At 68.1% G+C, this 20870-nt stretch carries 19 protein-coding genes; 5 read left to right on the top strand and 14 right to left on the bottom strand.

Annotated features, from left to right (window positions below; all coding sequences use genetic code 11):
• Window positions 1–62 precede the first annotated feature (62 nt).
• From rng to C265_RS08230, 8 genes are all read right to left on the bottom strand, one after another.
• The gene (rng, locus tag C265_RS08265; protein WP_010812912.1) at window positions 63–1529 is read right to left on the bottom strand and encodes a ribonuclease G; all 1467 of its coding nucleotides are present in this window, start codon (window positions 1527–1529) and stop codon (window positions 63–65) included.
• 86 nt (window positions 1530–1615) lie between these two features.
• Window positions 1616–2230, bottom strand: a complete 615-nt coding sequence (locus tag C265_RS08260; protein ID WP_010812911.1) for a nucleoside triphosphate pyrophosphatase — start codon at window positions 2228–2230, stop codon at window positions 1616–1618.
• Between the two features lie 33 nt (window positions 2231–2263).
• A complete protein-coding gene (gene rlmH, locus C265_RS08255) occupies window positions 2264–2743 on the bottom strand; it encodes a 23S rRNA (pseudouridine(1915)-N(3))-methyltransferase RlmH (protein ID WP_010812910.1) in 480 nt (159 codons plus the stop codon).
• Between the two features lie 53 nt (window positions 2744–2796).
• A complete protein-coding gene (rsfS, locus tag C265_RS08250) occupies window positions 2797–3534 on the bottom strand; it encodes a ribosome silencing factor (protein ID WP_010812909.1) in 738 nt (245 codons plus the stop codon).
• Window positions 3535–3595: 61 nt separating this feature from the next.
• Complete coding sequence (locus tag C265_RS08245) at window positions 3596–4330, bottom strand: nicotinate-nucleotide adenylyltransferase (protein ID WP_010812908.1); 735 nt, start codon at window positions 4328–4330, stop codon at window positions 3596–3598.
• Window positions 4331–4340: 10 nt separating this feature from the next.
• Window positions 4341–5252 carry an oxygen-dependent coproporphyrinogen oxidase gene (gene hemF, locus C265_RS08240; RefSeq protein ID WP_010812907.1) on the bottom strand — a complete coding sequence of 304 codons (912 nt, stop codon included), beginning with the start codon at window positions 5250–5252 and terminating at the stop codon, window positions 4341–4343.
• 179 nt (window positions 5253–5431) lie between these two features.
• Window positions 5432–6700, bottom strand: coding sequence for a phosphoribosylamine--glycine ligase (gene purD, locus C265_RS08235; protein WP_010812906.1), 1269 nt, complete (start codon window positions 6698–6700; stop codon window positions 5432–5434).
• 84 nt (window positions 6701–6784) lie between these two features.
• Complete coding sequence (locus C265_RS08230; protein WP_010812905.1) at window positions 6785–7510, bottom strand: YebC/PmpR family DNA-binding transcriptional regulator; 726 nt, start codon at window positions 7508–7510, stop codon at window positions 6785–6787.
• Between the two features lie 219 nt (window positions 7511–7729).
• Between C265_RS08230 and C265_RS08225 the strand changes: the two genes are divergently transcribed.
• Window positions 7730–9256 carry a helicase HerA-like C-terminal domain-containing protein gene (locus tag C265_RS08225; RefSeq protein ID WP_010812904.1) on the top strand — a complete coding sequence of 509 codons (1527 nt, stop codon included), beginning with the start codon at window positions 7730–7732 and terminating at the stop codon, window positions 9254–9256.
• Between the two features lie 52 nt (window positions 9257–9308).
• Here C265_RS08225 and C265_RS31295 read toward each other — a convergent pair whose 3' ends face one another.
• The 6 genes from C265_RS31295 to C265_RS08200 form a co-directional block, all read right to left on the bottom strand.
• Window positions 9309–9473 (bottom strand): DUF3149 domain-containing protein, encoded by a 165-nt coding sequence (locus C265_RS31295; protein ID WP_010812903.1) that lies wholly within the window; start codon window positions 9471–9473, stop codon window positions 9309–9311.
• 127 nt (window positions 9474–9600) lie between these two features.
• Entirely contained in the window at window positions 9601–10251 is a 651-nt protein-coding gene (upp, locus tag C265_RS08220; protein WP_010812902.1) for a uracil phosphoribosyltransferase, read from the bottom strand.
• A 202-nt stretch (window positions 10252–10453) separates the two neighbouring features.
• Window positions 10454–11854, bottom strand: a complete 1401-nt coding sequence (locus C265_RS08215) for an MFS transporter (RefSeq protein ID WP_011614790.1) — start codon at window positions 11852–11854, stop codon at window positions 10454–10456.
• Window positions 11855–12478: 624 nt separating this feature from the next.
• Window positions 12479–15352 carry a c-type cytochrome gene (locus C265_RS08210; RefSeq protein ID WP_099045600.1) on the bottom strand — a complete coding sequence of 958 codons (2874 nt, stop codon included), beginning with the start codon at window positions 15350–15352 and terminating at the stop codon, window positions 12479–12481.
• Between the two features lie 50 nt (window positions 15353–15402).
• Window positions 15403–15900 carry a (2Fe-2S)-binding protein gene (locus C265_RS08205; protein WP_010812899.1) on the bottom strand — a complete coding sequence of 166 codons (498 nt, stop codon included), beginning with the start codon at window positions 15898–15900 and terminating at the stop codon, window positions 15403–15405.
• A gap of 87 nt (window positions 15901–15987) precedes the next feature.
• Window positions 15988–17148 carry an FAD-dependent monooxygenase gene (locus C265_RS08200; RefSeq protein WP_010812898.1) on the bottom strand — a complete coding sequence of 387 codons (1161 nt, stop codon included), beginning with the start codon at window positions 17146–17148 and terminating at the stop codon, window positions 15988–15990.
• 349 nt (window positions 17149–17497) lie between these two features.
• Here C265_RS08200 and C265_RS08195 point away from each other — a divergent pair, with 349 nt between their 5' ends.
• From C265_RS08195 to C265_RS08180, 4 genes are read left to right on the top strand one after another with little or no spacing between them, the layout of a single operon-like run.
• The gene (locus C265_RS08195; protein ID WP_010812897.1) at window positions 17498–18250 is read left to right on the top strand and encodes an Asp/Glu racemase; all 753 of its coding nucleotides are present in this window, start codon (window positions 17498–17500) and stop codon (window positions 18248–18250) included.
• A gap of 11 nt (window positions 18251–18261) precedes the next feature.
• Window positions 18262–19092 carry an alpha/beta fold hydrolase gene (locus C265_RS08190; RefSeq protein ID WP_010812896.1) on the top strand — a complete coding sequence of 277 codons (831 nt, stop codon included), beginning with the start codon at window positions 18262–18264 and terminating at the stop codon, window positions 19090–19092.
• A gap of 13 nt (window positions 19093–19105) precedes the next feature.
• Complete coding sequence (locus C265_RS08185; protein WP_010812895.1) at window positions 19106–20185, top strand: hypothetical protein; 1080 nt, start codon at window positions 19106–19108, stop codon at window positions 20183–20185.
• The gene (locus tag C265_RS08180; protein WP_010812894.1) at window positions 20178–20813 is read left to right on the top strand and encodes an N-carbamoylsarcosine amidohydrolase; all 636 of its coding nucleotides are present in this window, start codon (window positions 20178–20180) and stop codon (window positions 20811–20813) included. Before C265_RS08185 ends, C265_RS08180 begins: the two co-directional genes overlap by 8 nt.
• Window positions 20814–20870: the final 57 nt, after the last annotated feature.

Raw genomic sequence — 20870 nt, 5'->3', positions numbered from 1 at the left:
TCCGGCCAGAATGCAGAAAGGCCCGCCAGTGAGCGGGCCTTTCCATGCCTGCGCCGGCATCTTCACATCAGGATGATGTCGTACTGTTCCTGGTGGAACGTTGATTCCACCTGCAGCGAAATCGGCTTGCCGATGAAGTCGCCAAGCATCGCCAGATGCTGGCTTTCTTCTTCCAGGAACAGGTCGATCACTTCCTGCGAGGCCAGGATGCGGAATTCGCGCGGGTTGAACTGGCGCGATTCGCGCATGATCTCGCGCAGGATGTCGTAGCAGGCCGTACGCGGCGTCTTGACCTGGCCCTTGCCGTGGCAGACCGGGCATTGCTCGCACAGCACATGCGCCAGCGACTCGCGCGTGCGCTTGCGCGTCATCTCGACCAGGCCCAGTTGCGAGAAGCTGTTGACCGTGATGCGGGTGCGGTCGCGTGCGAGCGCTCGCTTCAGCTCGGACAGCACCGCGTCGCGGTGCTCGGCGTTCTCCATATCGATGAAGTCGATGATGATGATGCCGCCGAGGTTGCGCAGGCGCAGCTGCCGCGCGATGGTGTGGGCCGCCTCCAGGTTGGTCTTGAAGATGGTGTCGTCGAAGTTGCGCGCGCCCACGTAGCCGCCGGTGTTGACGTCGATGGTCGTCATCGCCTCGGTCTGGTCGATCATCAGGTAGCCGCCCGACTTCAGGTCCACCCGGCGCGACAGCGCCTTCTCGATCTCGGCGTCGATATTGAACAGGTCGAAGATCGGGCGCTCGCCGGTGTAGTGCGACAGCCGCGGCAGCACCGCCGGGGTGTATTCCTTGGCGAACTCCAGCAGCATCTGGTAGTTCTCGCGCGAGTCGATCTGGATCACGCCGGTGGCGTCGTTGATAAAGTCGCGCAGCACGCGCTGGGCCAGGTTCAGGTCCTGGTAAAGCAGGTTGGGTGCGGGCAGGGTAGTGGCGTTCTGGCGGATCGCGCCCCAGATCTTGCGCAGGTAGGCGATATCGTTGCCGAGTTCTTCGTCGGTCGCTTCCTCGGCAATGGTGCGCACGATAAATCCGCCGCGCTCGTCGTCGGGCACCAGGCCCTGCACGCGGCTGCGCAGCGCCTCGCGGTCCACTTCGCCCTCGATGCGCTGCGAGATGCCGATATGCGGGTCCTGCGGCAGGTACACCAGGGTGCGCCCGGCGATGCTCACCTGGGTGGACAGGCGCGCCCCCTTGGTGCCGATCGGGTCCTTGATCACCTGCACCATGAGTGCCTGGCCTTCGAACAGGGTTTTCTCGATGGCCAGCTGCGGGGTGGAATTGTTGCGGTCGGCATCACGCGGATGCCAGATGTCGGCCACGTGCAGGAAGGCGGCGCGCTCCAGGCCGATATCGATAAAGGCCGATTGCATGCCGGGCAGCACGCGCACCACCTTGCCCAGGTAGATATTGCCGACCAGCCCGCGCGTGAGCGTGCGTTCGACATGCAATTCCTGCACCGCGGCCTGCTGCACGATGGCGACGCGGGTCTCTTGGGGCGTGATGTTGACGAGGATGTCTTCAGTCATAGCGGGTGAAACGCGTCGCCGGTGGCCCGGCTGTATAGGGTGGCCCGGCGCTGGGCCGGGTCTTGTCTGGGCACGGAGGGCGCTGCTCAGAACTGCAGGCGGGCCTGGCGAAGTAACGCCGCCGTCTCAAACAAGGGCAAGCCCATGATACCTGAATAGCTGCCACTGATCCGCTCGACGAACTCGGCCGCCCGGCCCTGGATGCCGTAGGCACCGGCCTTGCCGAGCGGCTCGCCGCTGGCGACGTAGCGTTCGATCTCGGCGGGCTGCATCGGGCGGAAGGTGACTTCTGAGATCGACAGCGCATGCCGCATGCCCGTGGTCGACACGATCGTCACAGCGGTCAGGACGCGGTGGGTGCTGCCCGAGAGCGCGCCCAGCATGGCCGCGGCATCGGCGCCGTCGGCGGGTTTGCCCAGGATGCGGCCGCCCAGGCAGACCGTGGTGTCGGAGGTCAGCACCGGCGCATCGGGCAGCGCGCGGCGTTCGCGACGGCGCAGCGCAGCTTCGGCCTTCAGCGCGCAGACGCGCTGGACGTAGTCGTCGGGGGTCTCGCCGGGCTGGACGGCCTCGAGCGCTTCGGCATCCTCGTCGTCATCGGCCAGCAGCAGTTCGTAGCGCACGCCGAGCTGGGTCAGCAGCTCGCGGCGGCGCGGGCTCTGCGAGGCGAGGTAAAGATAGTCGTGCAGGGTGTCGGGCATCGCGGCGGAGGGGCCTTCCGGCGACAGCCGGGATCAGGCCCGATGATAGGGGTGGTTGTGTGTGACGGACCAGGCGCGGTACAGCTGCTCGGCCAGCAGCACGCGCACCATGCCGTGCGGCAGGGTCAGGCTGGACAGCCGGATCAGGGTGCTGGCGCGGGCTTTCAGGGCGGGGTCGAGCCCGTCGGCGCCGCCGATCAGGAAGGCCACGTCGCCGCCCTCGCGCTGCCAGTCGGTCAGCTGCGCGGCCAGTTGCACGGTGGTGAAGTCGCGTCCGCGCTCATCCAGCGCGACGATGCGGCATTGCTTCGACAGCGAGCCCAGCACCGCCTCGATGCGCGCGGCTTCGCGCTGCATCACGGTGGCGGCGTTGTTGCTGGACGAGCGGGTTTCGGGCTTGACCTCGCGCAGTTCGATGCGCAGCTCGGGCGGCATGCGCTTGGCGTACTCGCTGAAGCCGGTTTCGATCCAGCCGGGCATCTTGTGGCCGACGGCCACGATCACCAGTTGCATGGGGCAGGGGATGGGTCATGCTGCGCGGCCGCCGGGCGGCCGCGCGCCGGGACTCAGGCCGAGCGGGTGGTGCGCTTGCGCGCGGCCGGCTTGGCTGCTGCGCTCTTGCTGGCAGCGGTCTTGCTCGGGGCCTTCTTGGCCGCGGTCTTGGTTGCAGTCTTGCGCGCGGTGGTGCCGGCAGCGGTCTTGCGCGGCGCCGCGGCGCGGGTGCCGGCGGTCTTGGTCGCTGCCGTCTTGGTGGCGGTCTTGCGGGCCGGCTTGCGGATGGTGGCGATGGCGTCCGCGTCGGTGTCCTCATGGCCCATCGGCGGCGACGGCTCCTTCATGCCTTCGGGCAGGCGGGCCAGCGCGGGGCGCAGGTTGCTGGCGCGGCGCACGGTGCGCACCGGGGCCTCGTCCTCGTCCTCGTCCATCGGCTCGCTGGCCTTGGCCAGGCCGCGGCCGCCGGCGGCCAGCTTCATGCGCACCGGCTTGTCGCCCCAGATCTCTTCCAGGTTGTAGTACAGGCGCAACTGCGGCTGCAGGATGTGGACCACGGCGTCGCCGCAGTCGACCAGCACCCATTCGCCGGTTTCCAGGCCCTCGACCGCCACGATATGGCCGCCGGCTCCCTTCACCGTATCCCGCACCGACGCTGCCAGCGCCTTGGTCTGGCGGTTGGATGTCCCGCTGGCAATCACCACCCGGTCGAACAGTTCAGTCAGGTGGCTGGTGTCGTACACCTTGATGTCCTGCGCTTTGACATCCTCGAGGCCGTCGACGATGGCGCGTTGCAGTTTACGAATATCCATGGTGTCTTCTTGTTCAGCTGAGATCGGTTGGGGGTGGGCGCCGGGACTGGTGCAACCCCGGTCATGCCCTGGCCGGGGCGTCGCGGTACAGCCCGTGGTTGGCAATGTAGTGTGCCACGCCGGGCGGCAGTTGGTCATCTGCCGGCTGGCCGGCTGCCAGCCGCTGGCGCAGGTGGGTGGAAGACAGGTCGACGGCGAGCGTCTGGTCGATCCACATCCGGCCGGAGGGCGTGCATTGTATCAGGTGCGTGTCAGCCTGGCGTTCGGCCAGTGCCGCCAGCACCGGACCCTCCAGTGCCGCCAGCTCAAAGCGCGGCCGCGTGGCGGTGCACAGATGCACGTGTTCGAACAGTGCCTGCCAGCCGTGCCAGGTGTGCAGGCGCAGCAGCTGGTCGGCGCCCATCAGCCAGCACAGCGAGGCTTCGGGGCCGTATTCGGCGCGCAGCTGGCGTACCGTGTCGATGGTGTAGCTGGGGCCGGCGCGGTCCACTTCCATGCGGCTCACGCGGACTCTGGCGCCGCTGTCGCCAAGCGCCGCGGCGGCCAGTTCGGTCATGGCCAGGCGGTCGGCGGCAGGGGTCACGTCGTCGCCTTTTTGCCACGACTGGCCGGTGGGTATCCACACCAGCTCATCCAGCCCAAGGTGTTCGATGCACAGCCGCGCCAGTGCCAGGTGGCCGACGTGGGGAGGATCAAATGTGCCGCCCAGGATACCCAGGCGATAGGGGCGGGCGGACGGTTGCGGCGGTTCTCCCGCGTCGGCGGCGGGCTTGCGGTGTTGCGCTGGATTGGCCATAGGTCAGGCGTCAGGCCCAGTCGCGCGCTGGCAGGAAATCGGTGTACAGCGCCGCTTCGGGGCTGTCCGGTTCCGGTTGCCAGTCATAGCGCCAGGTCACCAGCGGCGGCATCGACATCAGGATGGATTCGGCGCGTCCGCCCGACTGCAGGCCGAACAGCGTGCCGCGGTCGAACACGAGGTTGAATTCGACGTAGCGCCCGCGCCGGTAGGCCTGGAAGCCGCGCTCGCGCTCGCCGTAGGGCGTGTCCTTGCGCGCCTGCAGGATCGGCAGGTAGGCGTCCAGGAAGGCGTCGCCGACCGACTGCATCATGGCGAAGCTGCGCTCGAAGCCCAGCGCGGAGAAGTCATCGAAGAAGATCCCGCCCACGCCGCGCGCCTCGTTGCGGTGGCGCAGGAAGAAATACTCGTCGCACCACTGCTTGAAGCGCGGGTACAGGTCGTCGCCGTAGGGCGCCAGCGCCTGCTGGCAGGCGCGGTGGAAGTGCGCGCAGTCGCCGGCGTCGCCGTAGTAGGGCGTCAGGTCCATGCCGCCGCCGAACCACCATACCGGCTCGGCCCCCGGCTTGAGCGCCAGGAAGCAGCGCACGTTCATATGGACCGTGGGCACATAGGGATTGCGCGGGTGGAACACCAGCGACACGCCCATGGCCTCGAAGCTGCGCCCGGCCAGCTCCGGCCGGTTGGCGGTGGCCGACGGCGGCAGGGTGTCGCCGCTCACGTGCGAGAAGCCCACGCCGGCGCGCTCCATCACCGCGCCGCCTTCCAGGATGCGGGTGCGGCCGCTGCCGCGCAGGCGTTCGGTGGGCGGTTTCTCCCAGGCGTCGGTCAGGAACGGCTGGCCGTCGATGGCACCGATGGCATCGGTGATGCGGTCTTGCAGACCGAGCAGATAGGCACGGACTGCCTGGGAATCGATCATGGTTGGCGGAAAGCGGATGGACCGGGCTGAGGGCAGCCCGGCAGCCTTGGCGGCTGCCGGGCGCGTCACAGCGTTGTCACGATTGTACCGGCTGAGGCGGCCGGCGGGTCGCGCAGGTCCAAAGCTGGCCGGCAAGGCGGATCAGCCATGCCGGCCGGAACGGCGTTTGCCGGGAAGGATCAGCGCTTGATGGCGCGGTAGCCGATGTCGGTCCGGTACTGCATGCCGTCGAAGCGGATCTGCTCGACCGCGGCATAGGCGGCGCGCTGCGCTGCCTTGACGGTGTCGGCCAGGCCCACCACGCACAGCACGCGCCCGCCCGAGGTCAGCAGGGTGCCGTCCTTGAGGGTGGTGCCGGCGTGGAAGGTCACGCTGTCGTCGGTCTCGGCCGGGATGCCGGTGATGGCATCGCCCTTGCGCGGGCTGTCGGGATAGCCGTAGGCCGCCATCACCACGCCCAGCGCGGTGCGGCGGTCCCAGTCCAGCTCGATGCTGTCGAGCTTGCCGTTGACGGCGTGCTCCATCACATCGACCAGGTCGGTCTTCAGGCGCGCCAGGATCGGCTGGGTTTCGGGGTCGCCCATGCGGCAGTTGAATTCCAGCGTCTTCAGGTTGCCGTCCTTGTCGATCATCAGGCCGGCGTACAGGAAGCCCGTGTACGGGATGCCGTCCTTTTCCATGCCGCGCACGGTCGGCAGGATGATCTCGCGCAGCGCGCGCGCATGCAGCGCGGGCGTGACCACCGGGGCGGGGGAATACGCGCCCATGCCGCCGGTGTTGGGGCCGGCGTCGGCATCCAGCAGGCGCTTGTGGTCCTGGCTGGTGGCCAGCGCCAGCACGTTCTTGCCGTCGACCAGCACGATAAAGCTGGCTTCCTCGCCGTCCAGGAACTCTTCGATCACCACGCGCGCGCCGGCGTCGCCGAGCTTGTTGTCGGCCAGCATCATGTCGACCGCGGTGTGCGCTTCTTCCAGCGACATCGCCACCACCACGCCCTTGCCCGCGGCCAGGCCGTCGGCCTTGATCACGATCGGAGCGCCCTGGGCGTCGATGTAGGCGTGCGCCTGGGTGGCGTCGGAGAAGGTCTGGTAAGCGGCGGTCGGGATGCCGTGGCGCTCCATGAACGCCTTGGCGAAGTCCTTGGACGATTCCAGCTGCGCGGCAGCCTGGGTCGGCCCGAAGATGCGCAGGCCCTTGGCGCGGAAGATATCGACAATGCCGGCGGCCAGCGGGGCCTCGGGGCCAACCACGGTGAAGGCCACGCCCTCGCGCTCGGCAAAGGCGGCGATGACCTCGGGGTCGGTCAGCGGAACATTCTGCAGGCGCTTGTCGAGCGCGGTCCCGCCGTTGCCCGGCGCCACGTACACCACCTGCACCTTGGGGGACTGGGCCAATTTCCAGGCCAGCGCGTGTTCACGTCCACCCGAGCCGACAACCAATACTTTCATGATCACTGCCAGAAAAGAAACACATACTAAAAGGCGGCGGCCTGGGCTGTGTCCGGGGCGCCGCCGATGGGGGCTTGTTGCAGCTTAGTCTTCGATCACCGCGTTGGTGAAGACTTCCTGCACGTCGTCCAGGTTTTCCAGGGCGTCGAGCAGTTTCTGCATCTTGGCCGCGTCGTCGCCGGCAAAGCTGACTTCGTTCTGCGGCTTCATCACCACGTCGGCCACCTCCGCCTTGAAGCCGGCGGCTTCCAGTGCGGCCTTGACCGCCGAGAAATCGTTGGGCGGGCAGGTGACTTCGATCGAACCGTCGTCGTTGGTGACGACGTCGTCGGCGCCGGCTTCGAGCGCGGCTTCCATCAGCTTGTCTTCCGGCGTGCCGGGGGCATACAGGAACTGGCCGCAGTGGGTGAACATGAACGCCACCGAACCTTCGGTGCCCATGTTGCCGCCGTGCTTGGAGAACGCATGGCGCACTTCGGCCACGGTGCGGGTGCGGTTGTCGGTCAGGCAGTCGACGATGATGGCCGCGCCGGCCAGGCCGTAGCCTTCGTAGCGGATTTCTTCGTAGTTGGCGCCTTCCATGCCGCCCACGCCGCGCTGGATCGCGCGCTGGATGTTGTCCTTGGGCATGTTCGCGTCCATGGCCTTGTCGATCGACAGGCGCAGGCGCGGGTTGGAGTCGACATCGCCGCCGCCGAGCTTGGCGGCAACGGTGATTTCCTTGATCAGGCGGGTCCAGATCTTGCCGCGCTTGGCGTCAGCGGCGGCCTTCTTGTGTTTGATATTGGCCCATTTCGAGTGACCGGCCATGATTCTCTCCGAAGCGGAATGCGGTGATCTGCGGTGATGTTGTGCGGGGTTGCCATGCGCGCCGTGGCCGGGGTGGCAAAGCCCTCGGACAGCGCGCGCCAGGTGACGGATATGCCTGGCGGCTGGCTATAATCAGCCCAGGATTTTATCACGCGGGCCTGCCCGCGCCGCTGCCGTGGCGAGTCCCGCGGTGCCAGACCTCAAAACCCCAGGAACATCATGGCCGACCCCATCCTCATCGCCAAGAACGCCGAACATGAACTGGTGCTGCTGCCGCAGATGGGCAACCGGCACGGGCTGATCACCGGCGCCACCGGCACCGGCAAGACCGTCACGCTGCAGACCCTGGCGCAGGGCTTCTCGCGACTGGGCGTGCCGGTCTTCATGGCGGACGTCAAAGGTGACTTGACCGGCATTTCGCAGGCTGGCCAGCCGTCCGACAAGCTCAAGCAGCGCCTGGCCGACCTGAACCTGCCGGAGCCGGCATGGGGCGCGTGCCCGACCACGCTGTGGGACGTGTTCGGCGAGAAGGGCCACCCGGTGCGCGCCACGGTTTCGCACATGGGCCCGCTGCTGCTGTCGCGCATGCTGGAGTTGAACGACACCCAGCAGGGGGTGCTGAACCTGGTGTTCCGCATTGCCGACGCCAATGGCCTCCTGCTGCTCGATGCCAAGGACCTGCGCGCCATGCTGCAGTACGTCGGCGACAACGCCGGCCAGTTCACCACCGAGTACGGCAATATCTCGGCCGCCTCGATCGGCGCCATCCAGCGCGGGCTGATCGCGCTGGAATCGCAGGGTGGGGATGTCTTCTTCGGTGAGCCGATGCTGAACCTGGAAGACTTCATCCAGACCGAGAAGGGCCAGGGCGTGGTCAATATCCTGGCCGCCGACAAGCTGATGAACGCGCCGCGGCTGTACGCGACCTTCTTGCTGTGGATGCTGTCCGAGCTGTTCGAGAAGCTGCCCGAGGCCGGCGACCTGGACAAGCCCAAGCTGGTGTTCTTCTTCGACGAGGCCCACCTGCTGTTCAACGATGCGCCCAAGGCGCTGCTCGACAAGATCGAGCAGGTGGTGCGGCTGGTGCGTTCCAAGGGCGTGGGCGTGTACTTCGTCACGCAGAACCCGATCGACATCCCCGACACCGTGCTGGGCCAACTGGGCAACCGCGTGCAGCATGCGCTGCGCGCCTTTACCCCGCGCGACCAGAAGGCGGTCAAGGTGGCGGCCACCACCATGCGCGCCAACCCCAAGCTGGACCTGGAAACCGCGATCGGCGAACTGGGCGTGGGCGAGGCCCTGGTGTCGTTCCTGGATGCCAAGGGCACGCCCTGCGTGACCGAGCGCGCCTGGGTGCTGGCACCGGGCAGCCGCATCGGCCCGGCGACGGAGGAAGAGCGCAAGCAGCTGATCGCCGGTTCGCTGGTGGCGGGCACCTACGAGAAGACCGTGGACCGCGAATCCGCCTATGAAAAGCTGCGCGGCAGCGTGGCGACGGTCGGCAATGGCAACGGCAAGGGCGCCGGAGGCGCGCCGGCGGGGCAGCCAGCGGGCGAGCAGGACAGCGGCTGGCTCGGCACGGCCGGCGACATCTTCGGCACGCTGACCAAGGGCACCGGCAAGACCGGCCGCGGCGATTCGATCCTGGAGTCGATGGCCAAGTCGGCCGCGCGCACGGTGGGCTCGCAGGTCGGGCGCGAGCTGATCCGCGGCGTGCTGGGGAGCCTGCTGGGCAAGAAGAAGTAAAGACCCGGACTGACGCAATGACGGAAAGGGCCGCACGATGCGGCCCTTTCCCTTAGCGACGCTGCGCTTGTTGCTGCGCCTTGGCCGCTGCCGCATCCTCGCGCATCTTGCGCGCGAACATCCGCGCAAAGAACCACCCCATGCCGATGATGAAGACGATCACGCCCAGGCTCATCAGGCCGGTGCTGGTACTGAACAGGATCTTGAAGGCTTCCATGCTTGGCTCCCTTTGCTTTGGCGATGGCCGCCGGCGAGGTCTCGCCGGCGCCTGCCGCCAGTGTAGGGAGCCCTGTGGCGCGGACTATTGAGGCCGGTCAAGCGCAAGCCAGCCCGCCGCGCGCCACTCAGTTCTTGGTGCCGAACAGGCGGTCGCCCGCATCGCCCAGGCCCGGCACGATGTAGGCGTGCTCGTCGAGATGGCTGTCGAGCGAGGCCACGAACAGCTGCACGTTCGGATGCGCCTTCTGGAACACTTCCACGCCCTCGGGCGCCGCCACCAGCGCAACGAAGGTGATGGCCTCGTCCTTCACGCCGCGCCGCTTGAGCACATCCACGGCATGCGCAGCCGAATAGCCCGTGGCGACCATCGGGTCGCACAGGATGAAGCTGCGGTCCTCCACGTCGGGCAGCCGCACCAGGTATTCCACCGGGCGGTGCTGCTCGTCGCGGTACACGCCGATATGGCCGATGCGCGCCGACGGGATCAGCTCGACCAGGCCGTCGCTCATGCCCACGCCCGCGCGCAGCACTGGCACGATGGTCAGCTTCTTGCCGGCGATCACCGGCGCGTCCAGCTCCACCAGCGGCGTCTCGATGCGGCGCGTGGTCAGCGGCAGGTTGCGGGTGATCTCATAGCCCATCAGCAGCGTGATCTCGCGCAGCAGTTCGCGGAAGGTGCGCGTCGACGTTTCCTTGTCGCGCATGTGCGAGAGCTTGTGCTGGATCAGCGGGTGGTCGAGGATGAACAGGTTGGGAAAGCGCGGGTCTTGTTTCATGGCTGGCGGCGAGGGCTCGGCGGGATAGGGGCAAGCAGGTGAAGCGGGCGGCGAGATCGGGTCGACCAGCGCGCCGCGCCGTTGCAGCCGGATTGTAATGGAAGCGGGCCGCCCTGCCCGTGGCTTCGCTTCCGGGACCCGCCCACGCCAGCGCCGCCGGCGGGCTCCCTGAACCGCCGGGAGCGTCCGGCGGCGCCTTGCGCTAGTCAAGCGCGCGGTTCTTCGACTCGATATCCACCATGTAGATGGCGATCGCCGCCACGGCAAGAAATGACGAAAGCAGCGCCAGGGCGAGGGTGAACTGGCTGGCCATGATCGGTGCAATGATGGACGGCGCGAACAGGCCGCCAAAGCGCGCCATCGCACCCGCAGTGCCCATCCCGCTGGCGCGCAGGTCGGTCGGGTACACCTCGGGCGTGAAGGCGTAGAGGGCGCCCCAGGTACCGAGCAGCGAGAAGCTCATCAGCAGGGTCGAGCCGACGATAAGCGCGGTGGACGTACCCAGGCTGTAGAGCATGCAGCCTGCCGCGCTGAGCAGCAGGAAGCCGATCAGGGTCGGCTTGCGGCCCCAGCGCTCGACGCCGTGCGCGGCCAGCGCGAACCCGGGGAGCTGCACCAGCGCGAGCACGATCAGGAAGACCTGGCCGCGCATGAAGCCAAAGCCCTGGCCCGCCAGCTTGACCGGCAGATAGACGAAAACGCCGTAGTAGGCGATCGAGATAAGCGCCCAGGCGGCAAGCAGGCAGATGGTGCGGCGCCGGCAGCCGCGCGCGAACAGCGCAAAGACCGACTTGCGCTCCATCGGCTGCGGCTCCAGGTTGCCGATTTCAACGGACACGCGATTGGCGGTGGCGACACGCTGCAGCACCGCGCGCGCCTCGGCCGAGCGACCCGATTTATTCAGGTAGAGCGGAGACTCGGGAACAAAGAAGCGGAACACCACGCCGACCAGGGCCGGGATGCCCGTGACGAGGAAAATCAGCCGCCAGGCATCATTGCCTCGCGACACGGCGATCAGCGCAAGAATGGCGAGCAGGATCGTGCCGACGGCCCAGAACGACTCCAGCAGGACCAGCCAGCGACCGCGCCGGTCCGAGGGCAGGAACTCGGCCATCATGGTGTAGTCGACGGGCAGCGTGCCGCCGACGCCGATGCCGGTCAGGAAGCGCAGCAACAGCAGCCACTGGAAGTCCGGTGCGAAAGCGGAAGCGACACCGCAGATGGCGTCGATGACCACCGCCATCATCAGCACGGGCCGGCGGCCGATCCTGTCAGCCAGCCGGCCGAACACGAAAGCGCCGATCAGCATGCCGACAAAGAACATCGTCCCGGTCTGCAGAGCGGTCGGTACGGGAATGCCAAAGGTCGCCGCAATCGACGGCGCGGTGAAGCCGATCGACAGCACCTGCATCGCGTCAGCCAGCCAGACCAGGCCGAAGATGACGAAGAGCCGATACTGGAACCGGCCGACGCCGGCCGCGCGGATGCCTTGCTCGATCGTGATGGTTTGAGGCGACGCTCCCCGCGCGCTGGGCTGTGGGGACGCGCCTAGCGTGACTTCCGGGATGGTCGTTGTTGCCATGGATGAAATTGATGACGACATGTTGTCTACCTGTCTTTATAGGCTGGTTCTTGAACTCGGACGCACACGTATCGAAGCAGGGCCAGACGGTACTGACTAATGCGTGATGATCACACCGGGGCAATCGCACCGAATTGCAACGAAACGTGGTGAGTACTCCAATTGGCGAGGCTAGAACTGACCCGGTAGCACGCTCGCAACACCTGCTTGGTTCTGATACGACATAGTCACTCCTTGTTGTCTACCCTTGGTTGGTCCAGGCCCGGCCTCCCGGTCGGCGCTGCGGGGGACTATGCAAGCCCCGGGCCAGCGCTTCCGGTGATGTAAAGGGCCAATCTTTTAGTTTTGTTGTCTCGTCTGCCGCTTGCGGCGCGCCGTCCTTGTGCGGGGCGGCACCGCTGCGAGCCACGCGGCACTCATGTAGTGCGCACTACATGATCGTTCAGCGTAAGCTACATGAAACTGGCGGGCAAGGCCGAATTGCGTTTTCCCTCCTCGGGGTTTTCCCGCGCGTGGCGCGCATGGCGCCGGCGCGGGAATGCACGTTCCCTGCCCGGTGGCGAAGCGCCTTGCCAGGCACGGCGTAGGTGCGGTCAGCGTGGATGCGGTAGGCGCGGCGAGCCGGCCCCGCCGGGTCTGCTAGTCCTAGTGGGCAGGCATCGCGCGCAGGCGCGCGACGGTGTTCTCCAGGTCCTGCCATGCGGGTTTGTCGGGCGCAAAGCGCGCGCGCAGGTACTGCGTCAGTTGCGCGATCTGCTGGTCGTCGAGCGTGTCGGCATAGGCCGGCATCGCCCCCAGTTCGCTGTTGGGCGGTGCCGGCATGCCTTGCAGCAGCACCTGGATCACGTTGTCCGGCAGCTTGCTGTGCAGGTTCGTATTGAGCGCCAGCGAAGGCTTGACACCGAACTGGGCGATGCCCTGGTCCGACTGGTGGCAGACCGCGCATGCGCTCTGGTACAGGCGTTCGCCGGGACCGCCCAGGGTGCGCGCGGCCTGCGCGCTGCGCTGCTCGAGCTGCGCTGCCTGTGCGGCCAGTACGGCAGGCGAGGGCGCTGGCGTGCCGAACGAGGCCACGTAGTGCGCAATCGCGCGCACGTCGGACTCAGGCAGTTGCGCCAGTTCCTCGACCACCGGTGCCATCGGTCCGGCCGCGGCGCCATGGTGCGGCGCATAGCCGCCGCGCAGGTAGGTGAACAGCGCCGCTTCGGTCCAGGGCAGCGGTGCTTGCGACAGCGCGGTCAGCGGCGGCGCTTCCCAGCCTTCGGCGCTGCCGCCGGTCAGGTACTGGCGGCCGCCCTTTTCGCCGCCGAGCGCGTTGCGCGGCGAATGGCAGGCGCTGCAGTGGCCCAGCCCTTCGGCCAGGTACGCGCCGCGATTCCATTGCGCGGAGCGCGACGGGTCCGGTGTAAAGCGCTCGTTGCGATGGAACAGCAGGTTCCAGCCGGCCAGCAGCGGGCGCAGGTTGAAGGGGAACGCCAGCTGCGTCTGCGGGACTTCGGCTTTCACCGGCTCTGCCGACATCAGGTACCCATACAGCGCCTGCATGTCGCCGTCGCTGATCTTCGCGAATGCGGTGTACGGGAACGCGGGATACAGGCGGCGCCCGTCGCGGTGGATGCCCTCGCGCATGGCGCGCTCGAACGCGGCGAAGGACCAGTTGCCGATGCCGGTCCGCACATCCGGGGTGATGTTGGTGCTGTAGACCGTGCCGAAGGGCGTCTCCAGCGGCAGGCCGCCGGCGTTCTTCACGCCGCCCGGCGCGGTATGGCAAACCGCACAGTCTCCCGCGGCGGCCACCAGCCGGCCGCGTTCGAGCGTGGCGGCGGAGTAGAAGCCGGCCTCGGGCGGCGCCACCGGTGCGATCGGCGCGCGCCAGGGCATCAGCGTGGCGCACACGCCGGCAGCGGCTGCGGCGGCTGCGGCGATCCAGCCGCGCTTGCTGCGCTGGTTGCCGGGCCTGGCCTCGGCCAGCGCCAGCCGGATGCGGTCGGCGCTGAAGGGCGGCGCGCGCAGGCGCACGCCGGTGGCATCGTAGATGGCATTGGCCACGGCCGCGGCGGCGGGCATGGTGCCGGTCGGGCTGGCAGCCAGCGCGTCATGCGGGGCGAGCGTGCCGGCCAGGCGGACTTCCGGCAGGGCGCTGCCCGGCACGGCCGGCAGCGCCTGGCTGGCAGATGGCGCCTCGGCCGGCCAGGTGTCGAAGGCGGGCGTGGCCGACGTCAGCTGCAGGGCAGCATCGGCCACGGCCAGCTCCAGCGAGCGCGCGGACGGCGCGGCTTGCGCGCGCGGCAGCGATTCACTGTCATGCCCCACCGTCACGCGCGTGACCGCCAGCTCGCCGGTGGTGCCGTCGACCTCGACCTCGGCCACCCATGCCGACCAGGTCTGCCCGGCTTCGTGATCGATGGTGTGGGCATAGGCAAAGCCGCGGCCGCGCTGTACGTTGCCTGCCGCTGTGTTGGCGCGGGGCGCGGCCGGCGTCCAGGCGGCGCGCTCGGCCACTTGCCGTACCAGTGCCGTGCCGCGCGCATCGTCGAGATGCGCCAGCCGCAGTGCGACCGGATCGGTGCCGGAGGCGGCGGCAAGCTCGTCGAGATGGGATTCCCGGGCGAACACCTGGGCCCGGGCGGCCGCCAGTGGCGCGGCATCGAACGCGGCGGCGTTGCCTGTCGCAACCAGGTCGACATGCGGGATGCGATAGGGCGGCATGGTGGTGGCGCCTGCATGGTCGGCATCGATGCCGTCCGCCACGGGCGATGCCGTATGCGTCAGCCACAGCGCCAGCGGTACGGCCGGGGCGGCGGTGCCCGCCAGCGTTGCGGCGTAGGCTTCGATGGCAGTGCCGGCCAGCGCGGTGTCGACGCGCACATCGAGCGCGGCATCGGCAAGGCCTACATCGGCGGCACACAGCCGACGCATCACGGGCAGTCCGGCGGCGTGGGCCAGCAGCGCCGCGTCGGCGGCGGCGTGCGGCGCGAGCAGCGCCGGGTCCGCGCGGTCATCGGGCGATTGCCAGCAGGCCAGCACCACCTGTTGCGGCGCGATGCCCAGCAGCGCGGCAAGCTCGGCGCGCAGCGCGCCAGGGCGCGTGCTCGGCAGCCACACGGTCAGCTTGCCGTCGCGCCAGTCGGCGACGGCTGTGCAATACGCCTCGCCGCGGGTGCCGGCCAGCGGCCACTGGTAGTGCTGCGTGTGGCGCGCGTCGGCGCCGGCCAGCACCGCATCGGCATTGCCGCGCCGGGCCAGCGCGTGGCGCGTTACCGGTGCGTCGTCGGCGCGGGGCGGGGCGGACCATCGTGCCTGCAGCGCCTGGATTGCGTTGGCGGCCTGTGCGCCGGAAGCCGCCGCCACGCCGGCAAAGTTGTTGCGGATGACGACCGCGCGCACGCCCGGCAGCGCCAGCGCGGCCTCGTGCTGCGCGCCCAGCAGGCGTGCCGCCAGCGGCTTGCCGTCGATCCAGCGCAGGCCAGGCGGTGTCAGCACCCGGGCAACCAGGCAGTCGGCGGCGGGCGGCGGCATGCTGCCCGCGACCGCGGTCGCAGGGGTGGCCTGGGGCACGAGTCCTTCATTCACGATGCCGACCCCCCGGCCGTCTGCCGTTGCAGCATCGCGGCACGTTGCACCGCGCGCACGATTTCCACATGGGTGCCGCAGCGGCACAGGTTGAAGCGCAGCGCCTCGCGGATCTGGGCCTCATCGGGATCGGGATTCTGCGCGAGCAGCGCCTTGGCGGTCATGATCATGCCATTCAGGCAATAGCCGCATTGCGCGGCCTGCTCGTCGATAAACGCTTGCTGCACCGGGTCGGGCTGCGCATCGGTGCCCAGTCCTTCCAGCGTGGTGACGGCGTGCCCGACCACGGCCCTGACCGGCAGCACGCAGGCGCGCGCCGGCATGCCGTCCACCAGCACCGTGCAGGCGCCGCACTGGCCCAGGCCGCAGCCGTACTTAGGCCCGTTGCAGCACAGGTCGTTGCGCAGGATGTAGAGCAGCGGCGTGTCAGGGGCCACGCTCAGCGTGTGCTCGGCGTGATTGACTTGCAGCGTCAGGGGGCGGGGCGTGTTCATCGGGGGGCTGGGGGCGGTTTGAACATCACGCATCGCTGCGCCGCGCCCCTTCGATGAGGGGCTGCGGCGGACAGGGTTGGTCAGGCGTCAGGCCGCTGCGGACAGCGTCCCGGTCCCGGCCGACACCAGCGGCACGTTGAAGACATCGTAGCCGAAACACCAGTCGGGGTTCTCGTTGCTGCGCAGCCAGGTGTTGTTGTGCGAGACCAGCTGGACCTTGCTCGCGCGCTCGTTGCGGTTCGCTTCATACAGCGCGAATGCCGAGGCGAAGTCGTCCACGCCGGTCTCGGTGAAGCAGCGCGTGAGCATCGCGGCATCCTCGATCGCCATCGCGGCGCCTTGTGCCATGTGCGGTTTCATCGGGTGGCAGGCATCGCCGAGCAGCACCAGGCGGCCCCGGCTCCACAACGGCAGCGGGTCGCGCTCCAGCAGCGGCCACTTGGTCACTTCGACGGTGCCTTCGATCAGCGACTGCACACCCTCGTGCCAGCCGTCGAATGCGGCGCGCATTTCCTCGATGCTGCTCGGGACCCAGCTCTTGCTCATGTCCCAGTCGGGCTCGGGCACGCCGGTGACGTAGTAGATCTCGTCGAGCTTGCTGGTATCGAAGTAGACCATCATGTGGCGGTCGTCGGTCCACCACTTGGTGCAGCGCTCATGCGTGAAGCCCTTGACGCGCGAGATCGGGAACACCGCGCGGTGCGCCACGTAGCCGGTGTACTTGGGCGGCTCGGCGCCCAGCAGCGTCTCGCGGATGCGCGAGTTGACGCCGTCCGCGCCGATCACGATGTCGGCCTCTTCGACCGTGCCGTCGGTGAAGCGCAATTGCACCACGTCGCCCTGGTCGGTGACGCTTTCCAGCTTCTTGTTGAAGAACAGCGTGTCGGGAGCCACGGCGTCGGTCAGCAACTTGTGGAAGTCGCCGCGGTGCACAGTCAGGTAGCTGGCGCCGTAGTGGCGTTCCGCGTAGTCGCCCAGCGGGATCTGCGCGATCACCTCGCCGCTCAGGCCGTCGCGGCTGTACCAGTAGTCGGGGTGGCAGCCCATGTCGTTGAGCGCGTTCTCGATGCCGATGCGCCGCATGATCTTCATCACGTTGGGCCCCACATGGATGCCCGCGCCCAGGCGCGAGAACGCCGGTGCCTGTTCATACAGCCTGACTTGGAAGCCGGCTCGCTGCAGCAGGGCGGCCGCGGCCGTCCCTCCGAGTCCGGCGCCGACAACTGCGATTCGCGGTTTGCCTTGCACGTTCTTTCTCCTGGCAATGACACAAGGTCGATGGGGGCTGGGGCGGCCACTCGGCCGACCGTTGAAAACGAGTGTACACACTCAAAATATCAAAGTAAAAGAAGAAATTGATGAACCTATGGAAAACCCTTACTGAAAACGTGAAGACGCCGCACATCGCGCTGTATCGGTGAATTTACGCGCAAAAACAGGGATTGATTGGTTAAGTATGCACTGAACGAGTGAATTCGCGGCGGCGCAGATTCTGTTTGCCTAGATAAAGTGTGTACACTAAAATAAATCGCAGCATGCAGGGCCCGCCAGGGCGAAGCAGGCAGGGTAGACAGACAAACAGATGACGGAGTCGACAGTGCAGAAAGTTTTCCGAATCGGCCAGATCGTGCCGAGCTCCAACACCACCATGGAAACCGAGATCCCGGCGATGCTGGCCGCGCGCCAGCTGGTGCGCCCGGAACGCTTCACCTTCCACTCAAGCCGGATGCGGATGAAGAAGGTGGTCAAGGAAGAGCTGGCGGCCATGGACGCCGAATCCGACCGCTGCGCGGTGGAACTGAGCGACGCCCGCGTCGACGTGCTCGGCTACGCCTGCCTGGTGGCCATCATGGCCATGGGCCACGGCTACCACCGCGTGTCCGAGCAGCGCCTGCAGGCGCATACCGCCGAGAACGGCGGCGACGCGCCGGTGATCACCAGCGCCGGCGCGCTGGTGGATGCGCTCAAGGTGATGGGCGCGAAGCGCATCGCCGTGGTGGCACCCTATATGAAGCCGCTGACCGAGCTGGTGGTCGACTACATCCGCAATGAAGGCTATGAGGTGGTCGACTACCGCGCGCTGGAAATCCCCGACAACCTTGAGGTGGGCCGCCATGACCCGGCGCGGCTGCCGGAGATCGTCGCGCAGATGAATACGGCCGACGCCGATGTCATCGTGCTGTCGGCGTGCGTGCAGATGCCGTCGCTGCCGGCCGTGGCCAAGGTCGAGGCAATGACCGGCAAGCCGGTGGTTACCGCCGCCGTCGCCACCACCTATGCGCTGCTGAAGCGGCTCGGGCTGGAGCCGGTGGTGCCGGGCGCCGGCGCGCTGCTGTCGGGCGCGTACTGAAGGGGGCGGCCATGGCAGACAGCACCTTTCTCTACGGCGCCAACGTGAACGCCAACGGCATCCGCCAGCACTACCTGCGCTATGGTGGGCAGGGCGGCGCGCGCGCGCAGCGCGATGCCGTCATCATCGTGCCGGGCATCACCAGCCCGGCAGTGACCTGGGGCTTTGTCGGCGAGCAGTTCGGGCGGCAGTTCGATACCTATGTGCTCGACGTGCGCGGCCGCGGCCTGTCGCAGGCCGGCGCTGAGCTGGACTACAGCCTCGATGCGCAGGCTGCCGATGTGATCGCGTTTGCCAAAGCGCTTGGCTTGCAGCGCTACGCCATCGTCGGCCATTCGATGGGCGCGCGCATCGGCATCCGCGCCGCGCGCAGCAAGCCGGCAGGCCTGACGCGCCTGGTGCTGGTCGATCCGCCGGTGTCGGGCCCGGGCCGCCGCCCGTATCCGTCGCAACTGCCGTGGTACATCGATTCGATCCGGCTGGCGCAGCAGGGCATCGACGTGGAAGGCATGCGCCGCTTCTGCCCGACCTGGACCGAGGACCAGCTGCGCCTGCGCGCGCAATGGCTGCATACCTGCGACGAGCGCGCGATCCTGGCCAGCTTCAATGGCTTCCATGAGGACGATATCCACGCCAACCTGCCGCACGTCGCCGTGCCGGCTCTGCTGATGACCGCCGGCCGCGGCGACGTGATCCGCGAGGAAGACGTGCAGGAGATGCGCAAGCTGCTGCCCGCGCTGCTGCTTGCGCATGTCGCCAACGCCGGCCACATGATCCCGTGGGACGACGAGGCCGGCTTCTACCGCGCCTTCGGCGACTTCCTGGGTGCGGCGCTGAACTGATCAAGGAGCGAACATGCCCGTAAGCGATTATGACCTGACCGCGGCGTGGAAGCAGGTGCTGACGCTGTCGAAGCTTGAGCCGGGACAGACCGTCACCGTGCTGACCGGCGCCGCCACGCATCCGCAGACGCTGCGCACCGCGATGGTGGCGGCGGCATCGATGGGCGCCATCGTCAACCGGCTCGACCTGCCGCCTGTCAACGGCGAAAAGGCGCTCAGCCGCGACGCGCTGGCCTACCTCGGTACCACGCCGCTCACCGGCAATCCCGCCGCCATCGCTGCGCTCAAGGCGAGCGACCTGGTGCTGGACCTGATGACGCTGCTGTTCTCGCCCGAGCAGCACGAGATCCTGGCGCAAGGCACCAGGATCCTGCTGGCGGTGGAACCGCCCGAAGTGCTGGCACGGCTGGTGCCGACCGAGGCCGACCGTGCCCGCGTCAAGGCCGCGACCGCGCGGCTGGGCAAGGCGCGCGAGATGCATATCGTGTCCGACGCCGGCATGGACCTGCGCTGCCGCCTGGGCGAATTCCCGGCGATCAGCGAGTACGGCTTTGTCGACGAGCCCGGCCGCTGGGACCACTGGCCGAGCGGCTTCGTGCTGACCTGGCCGGACGAGGGCGGCACCAACGGCACCATCGTGCTGGACCGCGGCGACATCCTGCTGCCGATGAAGTCTTACATCCAGGCGCCGATCCGCATCACGGTCGAAGCCGGCTATGTGCGCCGCATCGAGGGAGGCGTGGACGCCGAACTGCTGGCCGATTACATGGCCTCGTTCAACGACCCCGAGGCCTATGCCATGTCGCATATCGGCTGGGGCCTGCAGCCGCGCGCCAGCTGGTCGGCGCTGGCGATGTACGACCGCGAGGCCACCATCGGCATGGATGCGCGTGCCTACGAGGGCAACTTCCTGTGCTCGTTCGGTCCCAACAACGAAGCCGGCGGCAGCCGCACCACGGCCTGCCATATCGATATCCCGGTGCGCCACTGCACCGTCAGCCTGGACGGCGAGCCCGTGGTGGTGCGCGGCAAGGTGATGGACGGCCACCACGCGCCGGCCGCTTCTCTCTACAAGGACGCGTGCCATGGATGACGCCGTGCAGACTTACCAGCGTCAGGGCTTCGGCGCGTCGATTCCACTGAAGGCCCCATACGGCCTGCTGATCATCGACTTCGTCAACGGCTTCGCCGACCCGGCGGTGTTTGGCGGCGGCAACATCCCCGAGGCGATCCGCAATACCCAGCCGCTGCTGCGCACCGCGCGCGAGCAGGGCTGGCCGGTGGCGCACAGCCGCATCGTGTTCGCCGACGACGACAGCGACCACAACATCTTCACGCTGAAGGTGCCGGGCATGCTGACGCTGAAGGAGGATGGCCACAACAGCAAGATCGTGCCGGAGCTGGCGCCGGCGCCGGGCGAACTGGTGGTGCGCAAGACGGTGCCGTCGGCGTTCTTCGGCACCTCGCTGGCGGCCTGGCTGACGCAGCGTGGCGTGCAGACGCTGCTGGTGGCGGGTTGCGTCACCAGCGGCTGCGTGCGCGCCAGCGTGGTTGACGCGATGTCGCTGGGCTTCCGCCCGCTGGTGGTGTCGGATTGCGTGGGCGACCGCGCGCTGGGTCCGCATGACGCCAACCTGTTCGACATGGCGCAGAAATACGCCACCGTGCTGACGCGCGACGAGGCACTGGCGCAGGTTGCCGGCGTGCGCGCCGCCGCCTGAGGCGTGGCGACGCGGCCGGGCCTGGCGTCAGCCTGCCGCCGCGCGCCGGCCGCGGGC

Origin of the sequence: Cupriavidus sp. GA3-3, from assembly GCF_000389805.1 — a bacterium.
Classification (GTDB): Bacteria; Pseudomonadota; Gammaproteobacteria; order Burkholderiales; family Burkholderiaceae; genus Cupriavidus; species Cupriavidus necator_D.
This window is presented reverse-complemented; position numbering and strand designations above follow the sequence as displayed.